Source organism: Mycobacterium sp. TY815, from assembly GCF_030755135.1.
Lineage (GTDB): Bacteria > Actinomycetota > Actinomycetes > Mycobacteriales > Mycobacteriaceae > Mycobacterium.
Map to the genome: position 1 here is coordinate 3,222,019 of NZ_JAUFRX010000001.1, position 23,987 is coordinate 3,246,005.

At 69.2% G+C, this 23,987-nt stretch carries 21 protein-coding genes; 3 read left to right on the forward strand and 18 right to left on the reverse strand.

The features are described from left to right. Nucleotides 1–188 precede the first annotated feature (188 nt). Both QXK92_RS13755 and QXK92_RS13760 read left to right on the forward strand, forming a co-directional pair. A complete protein-coding gene (locus QXK92_RS13755) occupies nt 189–1,541 on the forward strand; it encodes a wax ester/triacylglycerol synthase family O-acyltransferase (RefSeq protein ID WP_306242153.1) in 1,353 nt (450 codons plus the stop codon). A 113-nt stretch (nt 1,542–1,654) separates the two neighbouring features. After that, nucleotides 1,655–2,089, forward strand: a complete 435-nt coding sequence (locus tag QXK92_RS13760; protein WP_306242154.1) for a hypothetical protein — start codon at nt 1,655–1,657, stop codon at nt 2,087–2,089. A gap of 7 nt (nt 2,090–2,096) precedes the next feature. On the opposite strand, the gene QXK92_RS13765 is transcribed toward QXK92_RS13760, so the two are convergent. The 4 genes from QXK92_RS13765 to QXK92_RS13780 all read right to left on the reverse strand — a co-directional run bounded on the left by QXK92_RS13765 (nt 2,097) and on the right by QXK92_RS13780 (nt 5,890). Beyond that, complete coding sequence (locus tag QXK92_RS13765; RefSeq protein WP_306242155.1) at nt 2,097–3,308, reverse strand: CdaR family transcriptional regulator; 1,212 nt, start codon at nt 3,306–3,308, stop codon at nt 2,097–2,099. A 4-nt stretch (nt 3,309–3,312) separates the two neighbouring features. Continuing rightward, nucleotides 3,313–4,527, reverse strand: coding sequence for an RNA polymerase sigma factor (locus QXK92_RS13770; protein ID WP_306242156.1), 1,215 nt, complete (start codon nt 4,525–4,527; stop codon nt 3,313–3,315). Further along, entirely contained in the window at nt 4,524–4,883 is a 360-nt protein-coding gene (locus QXK92_RS13775) for a YciI family protein (protein ID WP_306244417.1), read from the reverse strand. The genes QXK92_RS13770 and QXK92_RS13775 overlap by 4 nt, the downstream gene beginning before the upstream one ends. Before the next feature lie 149 nt (nt 4,884–5,032). Further along, nucleotides 5,033–5,890, reverse strand: a complete 858-nt coding sequence (locus QXK92_RS13780) for an alpha/beta fold hydrolase (protein WP_306242158.1) — start codon at nt 5,888–5,890, stop codon at nt 5,033–5,035. A gap of 26 nt (nt 5,891–5,916) precedes the next feature. Between QXK92_RS13780 and QXK92_RS13785 the strand changes: the two genes are divergently transcribed. Beyond that, complete coding sequence (locus QXK92_RS13785) at nt 5,917–6,423, forward strand: hypothetical protein (RefSeq protein ID WP_306242159.1); 507 nt, start codon at nt 5,917–5,919, stop codon at nt 6,421–6,423. A gap of 159 nt (nt 6,424–6,582) precedes the next feature. Here the strand turns inward: QXK92_RS13785 and groL are convergent, their stop codons facing one another. The 14 genes from groL to QXK92_RS13855 all read right to left on the reverse strand — a co-directional run bounded on the left by groL (nt 6,583) and on the right by QXK92_RS13855 (nt 23,977). Beyond that, nucleotides 6,583–8,205: a chaperonin GroEL gene (gene groL / locus QXK92_RS13790; RefSeq protein WP_306242160.1), complete on the reverse strand. Its 1,623-nt coding sequence runs from the start codon at nt 8,203–8,205 to the stop codon at nt 6,583–6,585. A gap of 107 nt (nt 8,206–8,312) precedes the next feature. Continuing rightward, nucleotides 8,313–8,615: a co-chaperone GroES gene (groES, locus tag QXK92_RS13795; RefSeq protein WP_011739140.1), complete on the reverse strand. Its 303-nt coding sequence runs from the start codon at nt 8,613–8,615 to the stop codon at nt 8,313–8,315. A 238-nt stretch (nt 8,616–8,853) separates the two neighbouring features. After that, nucleotides 8,854–9,888 (reverse strand): tRNA (adenosine(37)-N6)-threonylcarbamoyltransferase complex transferase subunit TsaD, encoded by a 1,035-nt coding sequence (gene tsaD, locus QXK92_RS13800; protein ID WP_306242161.1) that lies wholly within the window; start codon nt 9,886–9,888, stop codon nt 8,854–8,856. Then, entirely contained in the window at nt 9,889–10,356 is a 468-nt protein-coding gene (gene rimI, locus QXK92_RS13805) for a ribosomal protein S18-alanine N-acetyltransferase (protein ID WP_306242162.1), read from the reverse strand. After that, nucleotides 10,353–10,973 (reverse strand): tRNA (adenosine(37)-N6)-threonylcarbamoyltransferase complex dimerization subunit type 1 TsaB, encoded by a 621-nt coding sequence (gene tsaB, locus QXK92_RS13810; RefSeq protein WP_306242163.1) that lies wholly within the window; start codon nt 10,971–10,973, stop codon nt 10,353–10,355. Before tsaB ends, rimI begins: the two co-directional genes overlap by 4 nt. Further along, the gene (gene tsaE / locus QXK92_RS13815; RefSeq protein WP_306242164.1) at nt 10,970–11,431 is read right to left on the reverse strand and encodes a tRNA (adenosine(37)-N6)-threonylcarbamoyltransferase complex ATPase subunit type 1 TsaE; all 462 of its coding nucleotides are present in this window, start codon (nt 11,429–11,431) and stop codon (nt 10,970–10,972) included. Before tsaE ends, tsaB begins: the two co-directional genes overlap by 4 nt. Further along, nucleotides 11,424–12,488, reverse strand: coding sequence for an alpha/beta fold hydrolase (locus QXK92_RS13820; protein WP_306244419.1), 1,065 nt, complete (start codon nt 12,486–12,488; stop codon nt 11,424–11,426). Before QXK92_RS13820 ends, tsaE begins: the two co-directional genes overlap by 8 nt. 52 nt (nt 12,489–12,540) lie before the next feature. Next, complete coding sequence (alr, locus tag QXK92_RS13825) at nt 12,541–13,707, reverse strand: alanine racemase (protein WP_306242165.1); 1,167 nt, start codon at nt 13,705–13,707, stop codon at nt 12,541–12,543. Nucleotides 13,708–13,772: 65 nt separating this feature from the next. Next, nucleotides 13,773–18,320 (reverse strand): PE family protein, encoded by a 4,548-nt coding sequence (locus QXK92_RS13830; protein WP_306242166.1) that lies wholly within the window; start codon nt 18,318–18,320, stop codon nt 13,773–13,775. A gap of 231 nt (nt 18,321–18,551) precedes the next feature. Further along, on the reverse strand, nt 18,552–19,934 hold the full coding sequence (locus tag QXK92_RS13835) for a glutamate decarboxylase (RefSeq protein WP_306242167.1): 1,383 nt from the start codon (nt 19,932–19,934) through the stop codon (nt 18,552–18,554). Between the two features lie 40 nt (nt 19,935–19,974). Continuing rightward, a complete protein-coding gene (locus tag QXK92_RS13840; RefSeq protein WP_306242168.1) occupies nt 19,975–21,390 on the reverse strand; it encodes an NAD(P)H-hydrate dehydratase in 1,416 nt (471 codons plus the stop codon). A gap of 2 nt (nt 21,391–21,392) precedes the next feature. Further along, nucleotides 21,393–22,109 (reverse strand): rhomboid-like protein, encoded by a 717-nt coding sequence (locus tag QXK92_RS13845; protein WP_306242169.1) that lies wholly within the window; start codon nt 22,107–22,109, stop codon nt 21,393–21,395. Between the two features lie 66 nt (nt 22,110–22,175). Then, a complete protein-coding gene (locus QXK92_RS13850) occupies nt 22,176–23,039 on the reverse strand; it encodes a DUF4436 domain-containing protein (protein ID WP_306242170.1) in 864 nt (287 codons plus the stop codon). Then, nucleotides 23,036–23,977 (reverse strand): DUF4436 domain-containing protein, encoded by a 942-nt coding sequence (locus QXK92_RS13855; protein WP_306242171.1) that lies wholly within the window; start codon nt 23,975–23,977, stop codon nt 23,036–23,038. The genes QXK92_RS13850 and QXK92_RS13855 overlap by 4 nt, the downstream gene beginning before the upstream one ends. Between the last annotated feature and the right edge of the window lie 10 nt (nt 23,978–23,987).

Genomic DNA, 23,987 nt, shown 5'->3' on the forward strand with positions numbered 1-23,987 from the left:
TCGCGACCCGGCAACCATCCGGATCGGCGATATTGTCCGGCCTCTTTTGTGATCCGCTCACAAAATCCGCGATGGCTCTTGGCGCCCGGGGACGAGCGCTTACCGCCCCCGGCCCCATAGCTTGTGCAGCAATCGACAGAACTGCCGCTCGAGGACCACCGAGACAACTACGCACGCGAGGAACTGCCATGGACCTGATGTCACCCGTCGAATCGATGATGCTGCTCGCCGAGTCGCCCGGGCACCCGATGCATGTCGCCGGGCTGCAGCTGTTCCAGACGCCCTCGGGTGCCGGACCGGAATTCGTCCGCGAGTACTACCAGGCCCTGCGCAGCCGTGACGATGTCGCGCCTCTCTTCAGCAGGCGCCCGGCGGCGCTGCGGCCGGCCGGGTTGAATCTCGGCTGGTCCACCGCGACCGACGTCGACATCGACTACCACGTGCGGCACTCGGCACTGCCCCGACCCGGCCGGGTGCGCGAGTTGCTGGAGCTGACGTCGCGGCTGCACTCGGGCATGCTCGACCGGCACCGCCCGCTGTGGGAAACCCACGTGATCGAAGGGCTGGCCGACGACCGCTTCGCGGTCTACACGAAGATTCACCACGCGCTCGTCGACGGAGTATCCGCGATCAACCTGCTGCAGGGGTCGCTCAGTACCGACCCCCTCGACGAGGAGATCCGCGCGCCGTGGTCCACGGCACCTTACCCGGACGATCGCTCCGACGCGCCGTCGCGCGCGCAGACGCTGACCCGGGCGATCAAATCCATTCCCGGCCTTGGCGTCTCCACGCTGGGACTGGCCCGTTCGGCGCTGCTGGAACAGCAGCTGACGTTGCCGTTCCGGGCGCCGCGCACCATGCTCAACGTGCCGATCGGCGGTGCCCGGCGCTGCGCTGCACAGTCATGGCCGATGCAGCGCATCAAGGACGTCAAGAACGCCGCCGGCGTCACCGTGAACGACGTCGTCCTGGCGATGTGCGCGGGCGCGCTGCGCGGCTACCTCGCGGATCAGAATGCATTGCCCGACAAGCCTTTGGTGGCAATGGTTCCGGTCAGCCTGCGCACCGCCGGCGAGAGCGCCGGGGGAAACGCGGTCACGGCCGTGCTGGCCAACCTGGCCACACACCTCGACGACCCCGCCGCGCGGCTGGCCACGATCAGCTCGTCCATGCGGACCAACAAGGCCGTCCTGGCCGGACTGCCCCGGGCGCAGGCCATCGCGTTGGGAATGATGTTGCTCTCGCCCGTGGTGCTGGGTGGCGTCACCGGCAGCGCCGCCACGCCGCCACCGTTCAACCTGTGCATCTCCAATGTCCCCGGTTCCCGGAACCCGTTGTACGCCAACGGCGCCCGGCTGCAGGGCAGCTACCCGATGTCCATCGCGGCCAACGGCCAGGCGCTCAACATCACCCTGGTGGGCAGCGGCGACCGCCTGGACTTCGGCCTGGTGGGCTGCCGCCGCGCGGTGCCGCACCTGCAGCGCCTGCTGGCACACTTGGAGGCTTCGCTCAAAGACTTGGAGCGAGCCGTCGGACTGTAAACGTGCACACTTTTGCACCACTTTGTCCATGTTTTAGGGCAAATCCACCCTTGGGTGGCGCGGTCACAGCCTCGAGTATGGAGCTATCCCACTCCACAGAAAGAGGTCTGACGATGAGGAACTACCTCCGCCACGGCGCCGCGGTCGCGGCGATCGCCGTTGGGCTCGAGTTGATGCCGGCGATCGGACTCGGGTTGCCGGCGATCAGCCACGCCGACGAACCGTGCCCCATCGGCACCACCTGGAACGCCGTCTTGCAGCAATGCGTGGAGAGCACCGCCCCACCTGCGACACCGACACACATCGGGCCTCCTGAGCCCGGCACACCGGGCGGCCTCTATGGTCCCGGCGGATTCGGTGGGCCCGGCGGCCCGGGCGGACCTCCGGCACCCGGGGAACCCTACGGACCCTATGGACCCCAGAGCGGTGCGCCGGGAACACCGGGCGGCATCGGCTCACCCGGACAGATCGGTGGGATCGGCGGACCGGGCGGTTTCGGCGGGCCCTCACTGGGCGGTGGCCACATGGGCGGGCTGGGAGCGCACTGATCGCGGTCTAGGCGGTCGGCTTTCCGCGCCACTGCAGCGCCTCGAGCGCAACGGCGACATGGACGCTGCTGTGCTCGAGGGGTCGCGGCAGCAGTTGCTCGGCGCGGTCGAGTCGGCGCAGCAGCGTGTTGCGGTGCGCGTAAAGACGTTTGGTGGTGCGCCCGATGCTGCACTGTTCGTTGATGTAGGTCAGCACGGTGTGCTGCAGTTCGGGGCTGGCCGACTCGAAATCACCCAGCGTGTTCTTGATGAAATCGTCTGCCGCTTGCAGGTTTTGAGTGATCAGCGCGATCAGCTGGACATCGGCGAAGAACGCGACCCGTTGTTCGGAACGCAGCCCCACCACCACGCGCTGGGCGGTCAGCGCCTCGAGGTGGGTGCGCCGGAAACCCTCGATTCCGTCGGCAGGGGTGCCGATGGCGATGCGCGTCCCGGGGATGTCCTCGACTGCCCGATGCACGTGCTCGACGTCCGGGAGTCCGTCGGACACCCACACCCACCGGCCGGCCGCACTGGCGGTCACGGTCAGCGGACGCGAGAAGCCGGCCGCGCGGCCGAATGCGTCGGCGAGGCGGTCGAGCCGGCTCAGGTCGCCGTCGGGTTCGTCCGTCCAGATCACCGCACCCGTATGACTGCGATTGAGCGCGTAGCCCAGCCGGCTCTCGGCTCGTGACCGGCTGATCGGGGCGCCGTCGAGGATGAGTGCGGTGACTTCACGGCGTTCGGCCTGGCTGCCGCGCAGCAGTTCCTCCCGCTCCTGCCGAATCTGGGCGGCGATGCCGTCGGACGTGGCGTCCAGGAAGTCACTGATGGACCGGAACGACACGTCGAACAGCTCGCGCAACTCCTCGGCATCCGACGTGAGCCGAAAGACGGTGTCCATCCAGATCTGCCAGCCAATGGTCTGCGCGGGCCGGAAGGTGAACGGTTCCAGCCCGCGGCGCACCATGTCACGGGCGATGCTCAACGGCTCCGGACCGAGATTGGCCGGCACCGGGGCGCCTGGATCGCTCACATTTGCTGCAGCCCAATGCATCAGGCTGGACCGGACGCTGCGACGGGCGGCTTCGGCGAGCACGGGGTCCTCGGCCACCGACGGGTTCGCCGCCATCGTTGCCCGGTCGAACTCGTCGAGCAACTCCGGGGGCGCATCGAGAACCATCCGTGCTCCCTGCCGCATCAACTCACGCACCCGCGGCGACGGACGTTGCCAAACCACGGTCTTACGGTAGCCCCGCCGCCCGCCTGGTGAGGTAGGCCTGCTCGGCCGGGTTGTCGACGAGTGCGAGGGCGGCGTCGTACGCCGCCCGGGCCTCGCGCGACCGCCCAAGGCGACGCAACAGTTCAGCGCGGGTGACATGAAAGGGGGGGTAACGCTGCATGGTCGGTGGCAGCCGGTCGACCCGCGCCAGCGCCACCGCGGGGCCGTCAAGCTCGGCGACGGCGATCGCGTAGTTGAGTTCGGCCACCGGGCCTGGATCAAGAGCCAACAGCTGTCGGTACAGGGCGGCGATCTGCGACCAGTCGGTGTCGGCGGCAATCGGGGCATCGGTGTGTACGGCGTTGATCGCTGCCAGCAGCTGGTATCGGCCGGGTCGGTTGATCTCCAGGCACTCCCGCACCAGGGCATGTCCCTCGGCGATCAAGTCCGCGTCCCATCCGCTCCGGTCCTGTTCGTGCAGCGGAACCAGTTCCCCGTCGGCGATCCGGCTCGCGCGGCGGGCCTGGGTGAGCACCATCAGCGCCAGCAGACCCGTCACTTCCGGTATGCCGGGCAGCAACCCGCGCAGGATCCGGGCGAGCCGGATCGCCTCGGCGGTCAGATCGTCGCGCACCGCCGATCCGGAGGTCGCCAGGTAACCCTCGTTGAAGACGAGGTAGATGACGGCCAGCACCGCGGCGACCCGGTCACCGAGGTCCGCGGCCGCGGGGACGCGGTACGGGATGTGCGCATCGGCGATCTTCTTCTTCGCCCGGCTGATTCGTTGGGCCATTGTCGTCTCGGTCACCAGGAACGCCCCGGCGATCTCACCGACGGTGAGCCCGCCCAGGAGTCGCAGTGTCAGTGCCACCCGCGCCTCGGGGGCCAGCGCCGGATGGCAGCAGGTGAAGATCAACCGCAACCGGTCGTCGTCGACCGACCCGGTCGATTCATGGGGCGTGTCATCGTGAATCATGGCTGCCGCCAGGTGTTTTGAGGCGCGGTGCGACTCGCGGCGGATCCGGTCGATCGCCTTGTTGGCCGCGGTACGGGTGAGCCAGCCGGCCGGATTCGGTGGAAGTCCGTCCCGGGGCCAGCGCTCCAGGGCGACCACCAGCGCCTCGGCGGCCGCCTCTTCGGCGACATCGATGTCACCGAAGCGGCGCACCAGCGAGGCGACCACCCGCCCGTACTCTTCCCGGTACACCCGCTCGATCGCGTCCACGCGCTCGTTCAACCCTCCTGGAACGCCCGCACCTCGACCCGGCCCTGGCAGGCCTTGGACCCCTGTTTCGCCCAGTCCAGGGCGGCGTCGAGGTCGGCGGCCTCGATGATCCAGAATCCGCCCAGGTACTCCTTCGACTCGGCGTAGGGACCGTCGGTGACGATGGGCTTGTCACCGGTGTTGTCGACCGTCGTGGCCGACTCCGGTGCCGTCAAGCCGCCGGCGAAAACCCAGGCGCCCTCGGCCTGCAGCTTGTTGTTGAACGCGTCGACGGCCTCGAAGATCGGCTGCATCTGCTCGATGCTCATCTCCGCCATCGCGGCGGTGTCGGCGGCATCGTGGTTGACGGCCAGGAAATACTGCGGCATCACATGCTCCTTGAACTCCGCGGGCGGCCCGGTCTGGCTGCCCGTCATGATGTCTACGAAGACGGCACGCTGGATATGACATACCCCGGCAGGAAAATTCATCGGCATCATGCCGGGACGATCACAGTCTGGACGCAGAAGCGGCCTCGTCAGGACCGGTTCCGCGCCGCTGCCAGGTGCCGCAGGATCGCCGGGTGGACGATCTCGGGATGGTCCAGGTGCGGAGCATGCCTCGCACCCTCGACAGCGAGTAACTCCGAGCGGGGGTACAACCGCTGGACCTGCGCCCTGTTCGCATACGGGGTGACGGCGTCATCGGTGCCCCAGACCACCAGCACTGGGCGCGGATGTTCTCCCACACCGGCCCACTGGTCCCCGGCCCGAGCAGGGTAGTTGGCGACCGTCGAGGCGAAGGACTCGGCCATACCGGGAAAGCGAAGCTGTTCCCTGGCGCGTTCGCTGTAGTCGGGGAACCGCTCCGGACGGCTCATGTGCTGCTGCGGCAAGCGGTCGATGACGTCGCCGACGCGCGAGGCGACGAGCTTGCGGACGCCTGGCAAGCGCAGCAACTGCTGGGCCGCAACCTTGACTGATCCACTCGCATAGAGGCCGGGGGCGATGAGCGCGATGCTCTCGGCGCGCTCGGGGCACTCCGCGGCAAGGCGCGTCACCATCAGGGCGCCCATCGACCACCCGATCAGATGCGTGCGCTCGATGCCGAGGGTGTCGGCGAGTTCGCGCAGTTGACCCACATACAGGTCGAGGTCGTAGGCGACGCGCGGCCGGTCGGACAGCCCACGACCGTACTGGTCGTAGCGCAAGACCCGAAACCCCTGCGCGGCAATGGCTTCCGATAGCGGCTCCCACGCGTAGCTGGGGGTGACCAGGCCGTGCACCAGCACCACCCACGGACCGTCGTCACCGGCGACGTGGTATGCGGTGACCCCGTGGGACAGTGCCGCCGATTGCGCGTTCGCGGCCTCCCGCGCTTGCCGCAATGACTGCATGTCCGCAGCCTATATACAGTGCAGGGATGTCGACCCGCAGTCGTGCAGCAGCCACTCTCGGCGCCGCCCTCTCAGTCCTGTCGTTTCCGGCCGTGCTGAACACTGCCGTAGCCCACGGCACCCCGCTACCCGCTTTCTGTGCGCCGCCCGCCGTCGTCGACAACGTCTGCACCGTGCGGCTGGCATCGGTGACCGCCAACGTGAGCGACGGGACGATCACCGGTAAACCCGTCGGCGGCGGGACAGCAATCACCTTGAGCGGGCTGGCCGACGCGTACCTGAAATCCACCGGGTTCGGGGCGACGCCGCCCGCCGCGATTCAGCGCTGGGACACCGAGATCGACGGTGTCGGACCCGTCGACCCGTCCAATCCCAACTGGTACGGGGAGGCCAAGTCCAGAGCGTTCCTGCCCCGGACTCTCAACGACATCGCCGCCCAGTTCCCGCCGGACGTGCTGGTGGTGCGGTTCACGCCCGACGACGCGAACCCCGGCTGGTTTCGACTGGTGTCGATTCAGCCGACGTCCCAGTGACGTAACGCCTGCGGTCTCGGCCGCCTGGCGCGACACTTACTTCACGCACACGACACACCGAGATGTGGGTGCGTGGATTCAATCTCGCGGAACGCGCACGTCGCCACAACGAAAACACCCCCGGCCCAACAGGATCCGGGGGTGTTGCCGTCGAACTAATCAGTGATGGTGATGACCGTGGCCGTGGCCGTGGTCGTCGTCCTCATCGGCCGGCTTGTCGACGACGGCCGTCTCGGTGCTGAGAACCATCCGCGCCACCGACGAGGCGTTGAGCACCGCCGAGCGCGTCACCTTGACGGGGTCGACGATGCCGGCAGCGGCAAGGTCGCCGTAGGACCGGGTGGCGGCATTCAGACCCTCCCCGGTTGGCAGTTCGCTGACCTTGTTGACCGCGACAGCACCGTCGAGGCCGACGTTGGTCGCGATCCAATACAGCGGAGCTGCCAGCGCCTCGGAGAACACGTCCACGCCGAGCTTCTCGTCGTCGCTGACCTCGTTGCGCAGCGACTCGAGCACGTGGCGTGCCTGGATCAGTGCCGAGCCGCCGCCGGGGACGATGCCCTCCTCGACCGCGGCCTTGGCCGCCGCGACAGCGTCCTCGACGCTCTCCTTGCGCTCCTTGAGCGCGGTCTCGGTGGCGGCGCCGACCTTGATGACGGCCACGCCGCCGGCCAGCTTGGCAACCCGCTCCTGCAGCTTCTCGCGGTCCCAATCGGAGTCGCTGGCTTCGATCTCGCCGCGCAACTGCTTGACCCGGTTGGCGACCGCGTCCTGGGAGCCGGCGCCGTCGACGATGATCGTGTCGTCCTTGCTGACCACCACACGTCGGGCCGACCCCAGCACCTCCAGCCCTACCTCGCGCAGCAGCAGGCCGGTGTCGGGGTTGACCACCTCGCCGCCCGTCACGATGGCCAGGTCCTGCAGGAATGCCTTGCGGCGGTCGCCGAAGAATGGCGCCTTGACCGCAACCGCCCTGAGCGTCTTGCGGATGGAGTTGACGACCAGCGTCGCCAGCGCCTCACCCTCGACGTCCTCGGCGATGATCAGCAGCGGCTTGCCCGCTTCGGCGACCTTCTCCAGCAGGGGCAGCAGGTCGGGCAGCGAGCTGATCTTGTCCTGGTGCAGCAGGATCAGCGGGTCTTCCAGCACGGCCTGCTGAGCGTCGAAGTCGGTGACGAAGTAGGCCGACAGGAAACCCTTGTCGAAACCCACACCCTCGGTGAACTCGAGCTCGGTGTCGAGCGTCGAGGACTCCTCCACGCTGACCACGCCGTCGTGACCGACCTTGCTCATGGCCTCGCCGACCAGGTCGCCGAGGCGCTCGTCGCGCGAGGACACCGTCGCCACCTGGGCGATGGCCTCCTTGCCCGACACCGGGGTCGCGGCGGCCAGCAGGGCTTCGGATACCGCGTCGGCGGCCTTGCTGATGCCCGAGCCCAGGGCGATCGGGTTGACACCGGCGGCGACCAGCCGCAGCCCGCCCTTCACCAGGGCCTGGGCCAGCACGGTCGCGGTGGTGGTGCCGTCACCTGCGACGTCGTTGGTCTTGGTGGCGACCGACTTCACCAGCTGCGCACCGAGATTCTCGAAGGGGTCTTCCAGGTCGATCTCGCGTGCGACGGTGACGCCGTCGTTGGTCACCTGAGGTCCGCCGAAAGCCTTGGCCAGCACCACGTGACGGCCACCGGGCCCAAGCGTCACCTTGACCGCGTCCGCGAGCTTGTTCACGCCCGCTTCCATCGCACGACGCGCTGTCGCGTCGTACTCAATTATCTTGCTCATGAAGCTCCTTAGCCGGGCTCGTAACGCATCCCGCCCCGGATATCACCCGCGCTTGCGCGGGGATCGCCGGGGCGGAACACGTTGCCGTACTTGAAAAACGACCAGTGTTACTTGGAAACGACAGCCAGCACGTCGCGTGCCGACAGGATCAGGTATTCCTCGCCGCCGTACTTGATCTCGGTGCCGCCGTACTTGCTGTAGATGACGGTGTCACCCTCAGCGACGTCGAGCGGGATCCGCTTTTCGCCGTCCTCGTCCCAACGGCCGGGGCCGACTGCGACGACGGTGCCCTCCTGGGGCTTCTCCTTGGCGGTGTCGGGAATGACCAGACCGGATGCGGTCGTGGTCTCGGCCTCGTTGGCCTGTACGAGAATCTTGTCCTCGAGTGGCTTGATGTTGACCTTCGCCACGATTGGAGCCCTCCACTAGTTGAATCGGGTCCGGAGCGTATGCCCTGACCGGAGTTGGCGGTCGGCCCGGGACTGCCCCGCACCGTCCGAATTACCAGGTGATGTGGCATTCGTCCGAGTCCCTCGCGCCGTCGTCGCGGGTGCCGACACGGGGGTCGTCCGACTGCCACCTAGCACTCTATACATGAGAGTGCTAGCACTCAAGGGTGCCCCGGTGCTTCTACGCGCTCAGCGAACATCAACCGACTTGTCCCTGCACCACAGGCAGCCCCGGGTCGCTGCGCGCGTCCAGCGGTGACGGAGCGGCGCCCGCGGCCACCAGGTGGGCGGCGAATGATGCGATCATCGCGCCGTTGTCGGTGCACAGACGCGGCCTGGGGATCCGCAGCGTCAGGCCGGCGTCGCGGCAGCGCTCGGTAGCCAGCTCACGCAGCCGCGAGTTCGCCGCCACCCCACCGGCTATCAGCAGGGTCGACACTCCCAGTTCGGTCGCCGCACGGACCGCCTTGCGGGTCAGCACGTCAGCCACCGCTTCCTGGAAGCCCGCGGCCACATCGGCGGGCACGAAGTCGGGATTGCTCTCGACATAGCGGGCCACCGCGGTCTTGAGGCCCGAGAAGCTGAACGCGTACGGATCGTCGCGCGGCCCGGTCATGCCACGCGGAAAGACGACCGCCTCAGGGTTACCGGTGCGGGCCAGCTCGTCGAGCACTCGGCCACCCGGATAGCCCAGGCCCAGCAGGCGCGCCACCTTGTCGTAGGCCTCACCGGCCGCGTCATCGACGGTGCTGCCCAGTTCGACGATCGGTTCTCCGAGAGAGCGGACGTGCAGCAGGTGGGTGTGCCCACCGGACACCAGCAGGGCGACCGACTCGGGCAGTGGGCCGTGCTCGTAGACGTCGGCGGCCAGGTGTCCACCCAAGTGGTTGACCGCGTAGAACGGCACCCCCCAGGCTGCCGAATACGCTTTGGCCGCAGCGATTCCCACCAGCAGGGCGCCGGCCAGCCCGGGCCCGATGGTGGCCGCGACGATATCTGGTCTGGCCGGGCTTTCCAATCCCGCCGTCGCCAGCGCGCGGCGCATCGCGGGCCCGAGGGCTTCCAGATGTGCCCGGGACGCGATCTCGGGCACGACTCCGCCGAACCGGACATGCTCGTCGACACTGGATGCCACCTCGTCGGCCAACAAGGCGACGGACCCGTCGGCGTCCAGCCGTGCGATCCCGACACCCGTTTCGTCGCAAGAGGTTTCGATGGCAAGGATGATCGTCATCTACTGAGCGTCCCTCCGCATGGTGTAGGCGTCGGCGCCACTGACCCGGTAGTACCGCTTGCGCAGCCCGATCTGCTCGAACCCCACACTGCGGTAGAGACCGATCGCGGCCTCGTTGTCGGTGCGGACCTCCAGGAACACCACTCCCCCTTCCGCGAAGTCGAGCAGTTCGGTGAGCAACCGGCGGCCGATGCCCCGGCCCTGGTGGACGGGGTCCACCCCGATGGTGTGCACTTCGTACTCGAACGGCGCCACCCGGCCCAGGCGGGAGATGCCGGCATAGCCGACGAGCGTGCCGGCGCTGCGCGCGCCAACGTAATGATTTGTCTTGCTGTGCAATTCGCGTTCGAATGCGACGGCAGGCCATGGGTCGTCGCCGTCGAACAGTTGCGCCTCCAGTTCGGCACACCGGCGGGCATCCGCGTAGTTCAGCGGACCGATGGTGACGGGCTCGAGATGGGCTGTCACTGGCGCGCCGCCAACGGCTTGGCGTCGGGGCGACGCAGATACAGCGCGACCAGCGGTGCGGGCATGGCGGACCAGTCGGGCACCGCGCGCACCAGACCGGCGGGGGTCGGATACACCGGTTCACAATGCGGCAGATCGACCAGTGCCGCATGCTCGGGCGAGCCCGCCGCCGCCGCTGCCGTACCCGGGTCGACGTCGGCCGGTGCATTGACGGCCGGGCCATCGATGCGAAGCCCGTCGCGGTATCGCGCCCAGTACACCTCCCGGCGGCGGGCATCGGTGACCACCAGCGTCTCGCCGCTGGTGAGTACGCCGATGGCGTCCAGGCTGCACACGCCGTGTACCGGGATACCCAGTGCGTGCCCGTAGGCCGCGGCGGTCGCCATGCCGGCCCGCAGGCCGGTGAACGGACCGGGTCCGCAGCCCACCACCACGGCGTCGAGGTCGGTCATCGCCAGGCCTGCATCGGCAAGCGCCGCAACAACATTGGGCGTGAGTCGTTCGGCGTGCGCACGCGCGTCCACGGTGACCCGCCGGGCCAGCGTCGCGACGTCGTCGACTCTGACGATGCCCGCGGTGACGGCCGGGGTGGAGGTGTCCAGTGCGAGCGCGATCATGGGCTCACCCACTCCCAGCCGGCCATCCGCACGTCGGAATGGGGGACGCGCTCGAGCCGGACATCGAGGTGGCGCTCGGCAAGGCGTTCGACCAGTCCTTCTCCCCACTCCACCACCACGACGGCGTCCTCGAGATCGGTGTCGAGATCCAGCGAGTCGAGCTCGCCGAGCAGGTCGGCGCCATGCTGGTCGAGCAGCCGGTAGACGTCGACGTGAATCATGTGCGGACGGCCCGCCTGCCGTGCCCGATGCACCCGCGCCAGCACGAAGGTCGGCGACGTGACCGGTCCGTCGACATCCATTGCCGCGGCAATTCCCTTGGCCAGCACTGTTTTACCGGCCCCGAGCGGGCCGGAGAGCACCACCACGTCCCCGGCACGTAGCTGTTCGCCCAGCTTCGATCCGAGCGCGACCGTGTCCTCGACGTGCTCCAGCGTGGCCTTCCCACCGTCACCCACGGCGCCGCAACCGCCGCCGCAGCCGTTCACCGAATCGCCGGTAGCGCAGAGTCAGCTTGTCCGGTTGCGCTCGTTCGACCAGCCGGATCAACCCGTCGTTGATGGTGTCCGGCTTGTCCAGCAGTGCAAGGTGGCTGGCTCCGGGGACGATCACCAACTCCGACTGCGGCAGCGAGGCCGCCATCAACCGGGAGTATTCGTCGGGGGTGAGCAGATCGTGGTCACCGCAGGCAATCAGGGTCGGAATCTTCAGCAGCGTCCACAAGCCCGCGGTCTCGTCGTGAGTCTCCAGGGCGCGCAGGAAGCCCACCAGGGTGGCGATCGGGGTGCCGTTCATCATGCGCTGCGAGAACGCGTCCAGACTGCGGCTGACCTGAAGGTCGCTGTACGACGCGGCCCGCAGGATCGGCCCGATCAGGGAGCGGGACACGTTGCGTCCCCGGTGCATCAGCTTCGGCGCCGATTTGGCCGTGAACCGGACCGCGTCCAGCGCCGGGTTTTTCAGGAACGCCCCCAGCGGTGAGCGGGTGACACCTTCGGCCGCCGAGGAGATCAGCGCCGCTCCCACGATCCGGCGGCCGTACTGATCGGGGAACTGACCGGCGTGCGAGAGCACCGTCATGCCGCCCATCGAGTGGCCCACCAGGATGATCGGACCGCGCGGGACCATGACCTGCAGCACCGTTTCCAGGTCCCGGCCCAGCTGGGTGAGTGTGTAGGAGTCCGGATCGCCCTCGCCGGACTGACCGTGTCCCCGCTGGTCGTAGAACACCATGCGCACCTGGGCGCCCAGCGCCTCGCCCAGGGCCATCCGCTGGAAGTGGAAGGCGCCCATCCGAAGACAGAATCCGTGCGCGAAGACGACGGTCAGGGGGGCGTCGGATGGCCCGGCCTCACGCACGGCCAGCGGTACGCCGTCGGAGGTCGTCACCACCTGCGCGCGATCGCTGTCGAGTCGCTCGAAATCCTCGTCCGCCCAGGGATCGTCGTCCAGCGAAGCGCGTTCGATGATCGTCTTGCGCGCCGACGCGCCGACCAGGGTGGCCACCGCGGTCAGCCCGGCGCTTCCCGCAAGCCACGCCTTGCCCTTGGGTGTGCGGTGGGTGTCGTCAGCGCTCAACGGGGTCGACCTCGCGATACGTTCTGGTGATCCGGCCCCGGATGCCACTGACCACCTCGTAGTGGATGGTCCCGATCAGATCGGCCCAGTCCTGCGCGGTCGGTTCACCCCGGGTACCGGGTCCGAACAGGATGGCCTCGTCGCCTTCGGCCACGTCGGGCCGGCCAGGTCCGAGGTCGACGACGAACTGGTCCATGCAGACCCGCCCCACCCCGGGGCGCCGCCGACCGTTGATCAGCACATCCAGGCGTCCGCCCAATGACCGGAACACCCCGTCGGCGTAGCCGACCGGTATCAGTGCCAGGTTCGTGTCGCGGGGCGCAATCCAGGTGTGCGCGTAGGACACGCCCTCCCCCGCTTTGATCGACTTGACCAGTGCGACAGGGGATTTGACGGTCATCGCCGGAATCAGACCCATGTCGCCCAGTCTAGGCACCGGGCTCAGCCCGTACACCGCGATGCCGGGACGCACCAGGTCGAACGTCAGGTCGGGACGGACCATGGTGGCCGAGGAGTTCGACAGGTGTGCCACCTCGAACCGCACCCCCTGCTCGGCGGCGAAGGCCAGCATGTCGCGGAACCGCTGGGCCTGGATGTCGTTGATGGCCTGCTCCGGGGAGTCGGCGAAGACCATATGCGACATCAGTCCCCGCAGGGTGATGGCCTCGTCGGCGACGGCCTGCTTGAGCGCGGACACCATGGCGGGGAAATCCGCTGCGGCCACGCCGTTGCGGTTGAGACCCGTGTCGACCTTGACGGTGACCGTCGCCGTGACACCAGTTCGGCGCGCCGCGTCCAGCAGCTCCTCGAGTTGGTGCACCGACGAGACCGCGATCTGCACATCGGCCTGCAGTGCGGCGGCGAAGTCGAAGCCGGGCGGGTGCAGCCAGGCCAGGATCGGGTCGAGGATGCCGTCGGCTCGCAGCGCGAGGGCTTCCTCGACGGTGGCCACACCGAGTTCGGCGGCGCCGGCGGCCAGGGCGGTGTAGGCGACCCGGGTGGCGCCGTGGCCGTAACCATCGGCCTTGACCACGGCCATGACCTGGGCGTTTCCGGCATGTTCCCGGAGCACGCGCACATTGTGCGCGATCGCGCCCAGGTCGACGACGGCCTCGGCGAGGACACCGGGGGTCAGGGAGATCGGCGTGACGGACACGCCGACCATTGTCCCAGAACTGTCGTCGCCAGCCACCGGCTGCCGCTATGCGACGAAACCGGCACCTAGAGCGGGTAGGTGCCGCCGTCTATTCCTGTAGACCCGGTCGATCCACCGCCGGTGGCAGCCCCGCCGAGCCCACCGGTGCCGGCAATGGCGTTGACCGGATAGACGTGTGCGGACGCGTCACCACCACCGCCGCCATCGCCGCCGTCGATCGCCACTCCCGAGCTGTCACCACCCCGCCCGCCCGCGCCACCGATCGCGATAGCCGTGCTGACGTTGCGGTATGCCTGAGCGCTCCCACCTTTGCCGCCGTCACCACCGGTCGCGCCGGACCCGCCGTCACCACCGTCACCACCTGTTGCGGATGACAAGCCGGAATTCGTCGCCGCGCCACCAGAGCCGCCGGCACCGCCGTTGACCGCACCGGCACCTCCGGCGCCACCGTTACCACCGACAGCAGCATTCTGGTTGGCGGCGAGGCCGATGACCGCCGTGCCGCCACCTCCCCCGGACCCGCCATCACCGGCGCTACCCGCGCCTCCGTCCCCACCGTGACCGGCCGTTATATCGCCCAAGCCGCCTTGGACGACGTTGCCGCCGGTGCCGCCCGACCCACCGCTGGCACCGTTGCCGCCGCTACCCCCGTTTCCTGCGACAGCTTTACCGGCGACCGTGCCGTTGTAGACACCCGCAGAGCCCCCACCGCCCCCGGACCCGCCGGCGCCAGTGGTCCCTGCTCCGCCGTCACCGCCGTCGGAGGCCATGGCATTGCCATTCCCCGAGGTGGACGCCGAACCGCCGAAACCGCCGGACCCGCCGATGGATCCGTCGCCGCCATCGCCGGCGGCGCCGGCGACGGCATCGTACGGGTTGCCGAAGTTGGAAAGAGTCGCACTGCCCCCGTTTCCGCCGGCCCCACCAGGACCGTCGGTGCCTAAGCCGCCGTTCCCGCCCGCCCCGGCGAAGATGGCGCCGAGGCCTGACGACGATGCCGTTCCACCAGACCCGCCGTTGCCGCCGCTGGCGCCGGTGCCGCCCTTGCCTCCGTCGCCGGCGGTGAGCGTTTGCTGTGACGCGGCACCAAAGCCGTTCACTGACCCGCCGCTGCCGCCGGCTGCGCCGGCGCCCGTGGTCCCGGAGCCGCCGTCACCGCCGTCACCGCCGATCAGGTTGCCAAGCCCCTGGCTGTTCACCGAGCCCCCGGAACCGCCGTATCCGCCGGAAAGGCCATCCCCGCCATGGCCGCCCTTTCCGCCGACGAGGTTCCCGCTCGAGGCGTTGTTGTAGTTGCTGACAGAGCCGCCACCGCTGCCCGAGCCGCCGTTGGCCGTGGTCCCGGCGCCGCCGTCACCGCCGTCGCCGCCGATCAGGTTGCCCAGCCCCTGGGTGGAGACCGAGCCGCCCGAGCCGCCGGCCCCGCCACTGGTGGCCCCGGCGCCACCCTTGCCGCCATGCCCGCCGCGGGCAGTTCCGGTGGACGCGGGACCGGAGCCGTTCGCCGTCCCTCCCGAGCCGCCTGCCCCGCCGTCGGAGACGGTCCCGGTGCCGCCATCACCACCGCTGCCGGCCACGATGTCCCCGAGCCCGTCGCTGGACGTGTAGCCGCCCGAGCCACCTGACCCGCCGGACGCACCGCGGCCGCCCGATCCACCGCTGCCCGAGGTGGCCGTCCCCTTGGAGGCGTTGTTGTAGATGCTGCCGGCACCGCCGCTGCCACCGGACCCACCGGCGGCGGAGACTCCGGCGCCGGCATCACCACCAGCACCACCGGTGACATCGCCCGATCCATAGGTGGATACGGATCCACCCGAGCCGCCCCCTCCTCCACTGGTGGCTCCGCTGCCACCGGCGCCGCCGTCACCGCCGATCACCGCACCATTGCCCTTGGAAGTCGCATTGCCGGCGCTGCCGCCAGATCCGCCGGCCTGAGTGGTCCCGGCACCTCCGTCGCCGCCGCTGCCGGACGTCGCGGTACCCGTCGAGGCGGTATTGGTCACCGTCGCCTTCCCGCCGACGCCGCCAGCCCCGCCGGAGGTGGCACCTGCGCCTCCGTCTCCCCCGGCGCCGGCCGTGACGTTGCCAAGTCCGGATGTTTCCGCCGATCCGCCGCTGGCGCCATCGCCGCCGTCGGCCGTGGTGCCGACGCCTCCGTTGCCACCGGCACCGCCGTGCACGCTGCCACCCTGGCTGGACGCGTTGCCGCCGAGGCCCCCGTCTCCGCCACTGGCGCCGTCGCCGCCATTCCCGCCACTGCCGGCGGTGACCGTCCCTGTGGCACCACTGTTATTGGCGAACGCTTCGCCGCCGCTACCGCCTGACCCGCCACTGCCGGTGGTCCCGTTGCCGCCGTCGCCACCGCCACCGGCGACCGCATTGCCGCGACCCGAGGTCGAGAGGTAGCCGCCATCGCCGCCATCGCCGCCGGCGGCCCCATCGCCGCCGCGGCCGCCGCTGCCCGTGGTCACCGTAGCTGTTGAGGACGAATTCGACAGGGTTGCGTAACCCCCGCTGCCGCCGGTCGCGCCGGACGAAGCTCCGAAACCGCCATCCCCGCCCGAACCGGTAGTGATGGCTCCAAGCCCGACGCTATACACCGAAGCGCCGGATCCGCCGACACCGCCGGTGGTTGCGCCGCTGCCACCCTTGCCGCCGTTGCCGGCAACGGCAGGCGCGGTCGACGCGTAGTTGTTGACACTCACCGCTCCGCCGTAGCCACCATTTCCGCCGCCGAAGACGCTCCCGTCACCACCATCGCCGCCGGCACCACCGATCGCGTGCCCTGTGGCGGAGGTGTACACCGAACCGCCGGAACCACCCCACCCGCCGCTGGAACCGCTGCCGCCCTGTCCGCCCACGCCGCCGGTGGCGTCTCCTGTCGAGGCGTAGTTGATGATGGTGGCCGAACCACCGCTTCCTGCGGATCCGCCGGCACCAGTGGTCCCCGAACCCCCGTCTCCGCCGGCGCCGCCCGTCGCGCTTCCAGTCCCATAGGACGACGCGTAACCTCCGGAGCCGCCCGAACCTCCCGTCGAACCGTCGCCGCCACGCCCCCCGTTGCCCGCGATGGCGTCAACGGACCCATACGATGACACGGTGGCGCCGTTACCGCCGCTACCCCCGCTCCCCGCACCGGCGCCGTCGCCTCCGTGACCACCGTCGCCCCCCCGTCCTGCCAGCGCACCGCTCACTCCCCCGTCGCCACCGGCGCCGCCGTCCCCCGCACCCACGGCGTCACCGCCGACTCCGCCGGTACCACCGTTGCCGTAGGCGCCGCCGGCCCCGCCGGTACCTCCGGCGCCCCCGGAACCGCTGCCGGTGTAGCCCGCTCCGCCCTCACCGCCGTTACCGCCATTGCCGGTAACGATGACGCCCGTTGCGCCGGCCGCGCCGGCGACGGCGCCGGCACCACCGGCTGCCCCGCCGGCCCCACCCTTACCGAACCCGGTGGGGTCGCCGCCTTTGCCGCCGGTACCGCCTGGCGTCAGGGCGTCGGGTCCAGCACCGCCGGTGCCACCGTCTCCGGGTGCCCCGGCATTGCCACCGGCTCCGCCTGCTCCCCCGTTGCCGTTCAGACCTGCGGCGCCGAACAGCGCCGATCCCTTGCCGCCTGCGCCACCCGCGCCACCGGTGCCACCGTCGCCTCCGGCACCGCTGTCACCGCCATCACCACCGGTGTCGCCTGGCGTCGTGGTGTTCCATCCCGCGCCTCCGGCGCCACCGACGCCTCCGGCCCCGCCGACCCCGCCCTGTCCGCCGGCCCCTCCATCGCCGAACACCATTCCGCCGTTGCCGCCGGCACCGCCGTTGCCGGCCTTTCCGCCGGGCCCGCCGACACCTCCGATACCGCCGTCAGCTGTCGACGACGTGCCGGCGGCGCCCGCGGCGCCGACTGCACCAGCCGCACCCGCACCGCCGATGCCGCCGATCCCGCCGTCACCGAAAAGTCGTGCGCTGCCGCCCATTCCACCTGATCCGCCGGCGACAGTGGCGCCGCCGACACCGCCGGCACCACCGGCTCCGCCGTTGCCCCGCAACCAGCCGCCGGCGCCGCCCGTGCCACCAGCGCCGCCGCCCGCGCCACCGGCGCCCCCCGCCCCGCCATTGCCGATTAAACCGGCCGCGCCGCCGGTCCCACCCTGCGAACCCGCCGCGCCCGACCCACCGGCGCCGCCGTTGCCCCACAGAATGCCGCCGGCTCCACCATTGGCCCCCGTTCCAGGCGCACCGTTTGTGCCATCGCCGATAAGCGGACGTCCCAGCAACGCGTTGGTCGGTGCGTTAATGACGCCTAACAGCCCCTCTGCGAGGGTTTGCAACGGCGAAACGCTGGCCGCATCGGCGACCAGATATGCAGTGCCCGCCCCCGCCAGCGCGCTGCCGAACTCGGCATTGAACGCTGCGATACGCGCGCCGATTGCCTGATACTCGCGGGCGTGGCCGGAGAACAGCGATGCGATTGTTGTTGATATCTCGTCTTCAGCGGCGGCCAGCACCGAGGAAGCGGGAGCCGCGAACGCCTCCGTCGCGTCGTTCAGCGACGCACCCAGACGTGCTACATCTGCGGCGGCGGAGGCCAGCATGTCCGGCAACACAGCAACGTAAGACATCCTGCCTCCTAAACCCGGCCCGTACGAGGTTCAAAGTCATGCAGAGGGCTAGAGCATGCCATACGAGCACCAGGGCTTCGGGGCCTTTCCGCCAATCAATTTACGCAGTTGGCAATATTTTGTGGCGCGCCAGCCAGCTCAGCCCATTCCGGGTTATCAGCGGCCGCATATCGCGCGTCGAGCGGTTTCCGGCCACGTCGAAATGCCGGTCAGTTCCCCGATAGGTACTGCTCAGTGCGCGAAGTGTTCCGCCTCGTAGTGTCCGCCCGGCTTGAGCTTGTCCAGCGACGCCAGTGCCTTGATCGCGTCGTCGTGCAGCGCGCGGGCCAGGTCGGCCGAGAGCCCCTCGCGCACCACAATGCGCAGCACTGACACGTCGGTGGCGTTGTCCGGCATGGTGTAGGCCGGCACCTGCCAGCCGTAGCCGCGCAGCTCGTGGGACACGTCGAACTCGGTGTAACCGCGGTCTTTGGCCAGCCGGAAGCTGACCACCGGAATGGCCGAGCCGTCGGAGATGATCTCCATGTGCTCGCCGGTGCGCAGCTGCTCACCGAGCCAGCGCGCGGTCGAGGACAGCGACTGCATGACCTGCGTGTAGCCCTCGCGGCCCAGCCGCAGGAAGTTGTAGTACTGGCCGACCACCTGGTTGCCGGGGCGGGAGAAGTTCAGCGTGAAGGTCGGCATATCTCCACCCAGGTAGTTGACCCGGAAGACCAGGTCCTCGGGTAGGTATTCGGGGCTGCGCCACACCACGAACCCGATGCCCGGATAGGTCAACCCGTACTTGTGGCCGCTGACGTTGATCGAGACCACCCGCGGTAACCGGAAGTCCCACACCAGATCCGGGTGCAGGAACGGCACCACGAACCCGCCGCTGGCGGCGTCGACGTGCACCGGGACGTCCACACCACCATCGGCGGCCAGCTTGTCCAGGGCCGCGCAGATCTCTGCCACCGGCTCGAGTTCCCCGGTATAGGTGGTGCCCAGGATCGCCACCACGCCGATGGTGTCCTCGTCGACGGCGTCGAGAACCTGCTCAGGCGTGATGACGTAGCGGCCCTCTTCCATCGGCAGGTAGCGGGGCTCGACGTCGAAGTAGCGACAGAACTTCTCCCACACCACCTGCACGTTGGAACCCATCACCAGGTTGGGGGTGCGTCCCTTCCAGTCCTTGGTCTTGGCGCGCCAGCGCCATTTCATCGCCAGGCCGCCCAACATCACCGCCTCGCTGGAGCCGATGGTGGACACCCCGGTGGCGCTGCTGGGGTCGTCGTCCCTCAGACCCTCGGCGTGGAACAGGTCGGCAACCATGCACACGCAGCGCTGCTCGATGGCCGCGGTGGCGGGGTACTCGTCCTTGTCGATCATGTTCTTGTCGAACGTTTCGGCCATCAGCTTCCCGGCCTCGGGGTCCATCCAGGTGGTGACGAAGGTGGCCAGGTTCAGCCGCGAACTGCCGTCGAGCATCAACTCGTCGTGGATGAACCGGTAGGCGGCCTCCGGATCCATCGACTCCTCGGGCATCCGCAACGCCGGCACCGGCGCGGTGAACAGGCGACCGGTGTAGGCCGGCGTGATCGAGTGGGTGGCCATCGACGGGTGACTCTTGGACACGGCGATCGATCCTTTCGTTGCTGGTTGCTTAGAGGGCGGCTTAGAGATCAGCCACAGCCGCCCGGATGTGGTGCAGAATCCGCGACGCCGAGGTCGGCGCCTCCCCCGGGCCTGGGTCGGCGGCCGACAACGCGGCCGCTCGGGCATGGACGAATGCGGCGGCCGCGGCGGCCTCGGCGGGGGGTAAACCCGATGCCAGCAGGGCGCCGATCATTCCGGACAACACGTCCCCCGACCCGGCGGTGGCCGCCCAGGACTGCCCGGCCGGGTTGAGGTAGACGGGTCCGCCGGGATCGGCGATGACGGTGACATTGCCCTTGAGCAGCACGGTGGCCCCCAGGGCGTCGGCCAGCCGGCGCGTCGTGCCCACCCGGTCGTCTCCCGGCGGCGATCCGGCCAGCCGCGCGAACTCTCCGGCATGCGGGGTCAGCACCGTGGGGGCGGTACGGCCGGCCACCAGCTCCGGATGGGCGGCGAGCATGGTCAGGCCGTCGGCATCGACCAGCACCGGCAGGTTGGTGTCCAGGGCGAACCATAGGGCCGCCGCCCCGGCCTCGTCGGTGCCCAGGCCGGGCCCGACCACCCAGGACTGCACCCGCCCGGCCGCCGCCGGGGTGGGCGAAGCGATGACTTCCGGCCACCGGGCCAGGACTTCGTTTTTGGCGCTGCCGGCGTAGCGGACCATGCCCGAATGGGTCGCGACCGCGGCGCCCGTACAGAGCACCGCGGCGCCGGGGTAGGTCGAGGAACCGGCCAGCACGCCGGTGACGCCCTGGGTGTACTTGTCGTCGCGGGCACCCGGCACCGGCCAGCGCGCCAGGACATCGGCGGCCTGGAAACTGCGCAGGTCGGTCTCGGGCAGGTCGAGTCCGATGTCGACGAGCTCGACACGGCCGCAGTCAGCCAGCGCATGTACGGGTTTGAGGCCGCCGAAAGTGACGGTGAGCGCGGCGCGCACGGCGGGTCCGGTGATGGCGCCGGTGGCTACGTCGATGCCACTGGGAATGTCGACGGCGACCACCGGGATGTCACCGGCCCGGTCGAAGACCTGGGCCGCGGCCGGCCGCAGCGGACCCGAACCGGAGATGCCCACTACCCCGTCGATGACGAGATCCGTTGACTTATCGATGTTTTCGACGACACGGCCGCCCGCCCTGCGGAACGCCGCCAGGCCTTTTCGATGGGTCTTGTCGGGGTTGAGCAGCACCGCGTCGGCGGCGGCGCCGCGCCGTCGCAGGAAAGTCGCCGCCCACAGCGCGTCGCCGCCGTTGTCGCCGGACCCTACGACGGCACAGACTCGGCGGCCCGCGACTCCGCCCGTGCGGGCGGTCAGCTCACGAATGATCGCGGTGGCCAGGCCGTAGGCGGCCCGTTTCATCAGTACGCCGTCGGGCAGGCTGGCCAGCAGCGGCGCTTCCGCGTCGCGAATCGTGTCCGCAGAGTAGTAGTGCCGCATCGTCAGCCCGGCGCCTCCTGTGTTTTCCGCCGACCGAAGACGGCTCTGAATCGCTCCGCCGGGTTCCAGGACCCGGTCGTGCGCTCACGGGCCATCGGGAAGAACGCCAGGCCGATCAGCAGCGCCGCGAAATGACCGATGGCGGTGAAGCTGAGCTCGATGCGGTCCATCACCAGCACCGGAAAGCCGAAGATGAGCAGCAGCACCCCCAGGTAACCCCAGCGCCAGGGCCGCGCGATCCGGTAGGTGAGGATCCCCATGACACCGACCAGGAAGTAGCTGACCCCGATGTCGTGGGCGCGTACCGATCTCGCCGAGGCGTCGTGCATTTGGATCGCCATGTACAGCAGGCCTTCACTGACATAGGTGGCGACGATGTGCGACGTCAATCCCACAGTGAGCCAACGCAATTGGCCGAGCCATCGCTCGGCTGGCGCCAGGAAGATGGTGAACAGCAGCAGGTAGGGTTCCAGGCTCCGGCCGTCGATCCACCACAGGCTGGAAAACAGGACGCCCAGCGGATCGGTCGCCAGCGCGTGCACGTTCGTGTAGCGGTGCAACAGGATCGAGTGCAGCTGATGGCCGGTGAGCAGGTTCTGCACGAGCGTCGTGATGGCCAGCGCGAGCAGCCAGCCGTAGGTCAGCGGCGCGCTGGTGACGTAGTGCCACACGATGCGCACCAACGCCCGAGCCCGTACCGATACCGATACCCTCGCCACCGTTCAACCCTTTCACGCCCGCGGTCGCAGCGTACAGCGTGGGCAACATTCCGCTCAGTTACTCGATTATGGCTCAGTCGGTTTCGTCGGCTGCTCGGCCCTGTGTGGGGCCAGGTGCCGCCACCAGCACGCGATGTAGAGCGTCAGCGATATCACCAGCACCACGATGACCCACAGCACCACCGTCACGTCGATCCACGCGCCGAACGGCGGAGCGTCGGGAAGCGCACCCCGCAAGGGCATCACCGCGAACAGCATCGCCGCGTACCAGGTCGTCATCGGTGGCTGAAACTTCCGGCGGTTGCGGAATGTCTGCACCGCGACGAACAGGGCCAGCACCGCGAGCGCGACGAGCACACCCAGGATGACCAGACCGAAGGCCGCGGTACTGGGTGACCGGTACAGATCGAGGCGGTAGGGCGCGCGCTCGTTGCCCGCGCCCAGCCGATTCACCTCGATTTTCCAGCCGAGTAGCCGATCGACCAGGGTGGCCGCGGCCGGCACCGGCGTCTGGTCGGCCCCGGAGAAGAGCTGCATGGCCAAAGGGCCCGACTGGTAGCTGTCGAACGGCCAGTCCGCGACGTCGCCGGTGAGCGTGACTGCGACCGGGATGATGTCGGGAAGAGTGCCCTTCGGCCACGTCCGCTTGCTGGCCGACGTCACCGAGGTCGCCACGACGCTGAGATCGTCTTTGAGGGTGTGCGTCTGCGGGTCCAGCAAGCCGGCGCCGGGTTCGACGGTGATGTTGGCCCGCAGCACGCTGTTGTCGGACTGAATGTCCTCGATGTCGAATGTGACCCGGGTCGCGTCGGACGGGGCCGAACCGTCAGCGATGCGGTGCGGATGACCCATACCGCTGTCGACATACAACACGATCGATGCGATGTAGGCGGCGACGAAAAGCAGCACGCCCGTGATCGCGAGCCTCATCGGCCGGGTACTGCGGGCTGGTCCGATTTCGCCGGTTTCTCTGGCTGCCCTGGTTCCGCCGGCTTCTCGGCTTGCGCCGGCGTCTCTGATTTCGCTGGCTCCACCGGTTTCTCCGGGGCGAGGTGCCGCCACCAGCACGACACGTAGAGACCCATCGATGCCACCAGCGCCACGATCACCCAGAGCACCACGGTGATGTCGACCCACGCTCCGAACGGGGGCGCGTCGGGCAGCGCATTGCGCAGCGGTATCACCGCGAACAGCATGGCCGCGAACCACGTCGTCATCGGCGGCTGGAACTTCCGCCGGTCGCGCACTGTCTGCACGGCGACGAACAGACCGAAGCCGGCAATGGAGACCAGGACCGCGAGGAGCACGACGGCAAGCGCGACGGTGCTGGGCGAGCGCTGTACCTGCGCACGGTAGGGGGTCTTGACTTCGCCTGTGGCGCCGCCCTGCACCTCGACCTTCCAGCCGGGAAGGCGATCGACGAATGTCACCGAAGCCCATTCCGGAGTTTGCGGGGTGCCGCGGAAGAGGTTGATCGACACCGGTTTGGAGACGTAGCTGTCGAACGGCCAATCGGACACGTCACCGTTGATGTTGAGCGATATCGGGACGACGCCGGGCTGCGTGCCTTTCGGCCAGGTACGGCTGGTCGGCGTGGTCGCGGATGTGGCGGCGACGGTGAGGTCTTCCTTGAGATTTCCGGTCAGCGGATCCAGCAGCGCGGGCCCGGGTGTCACCGTGAGGTCGCCGACGAGCGCATTGCGGTAGGGCTGGATGCCCGTGATATCCAGCGTCACAGTGGTGCCGTCGGCCGACGGCTGGCCGTCCGTCACGGGATGGGCCGGGCCCATGCCGGTCAGCGCATACAGCGCGACCAGACCGACGTACGCCACGACGAAAACCGCAAGACTGACGATCCCCCACCTCATGGCGCCCCCG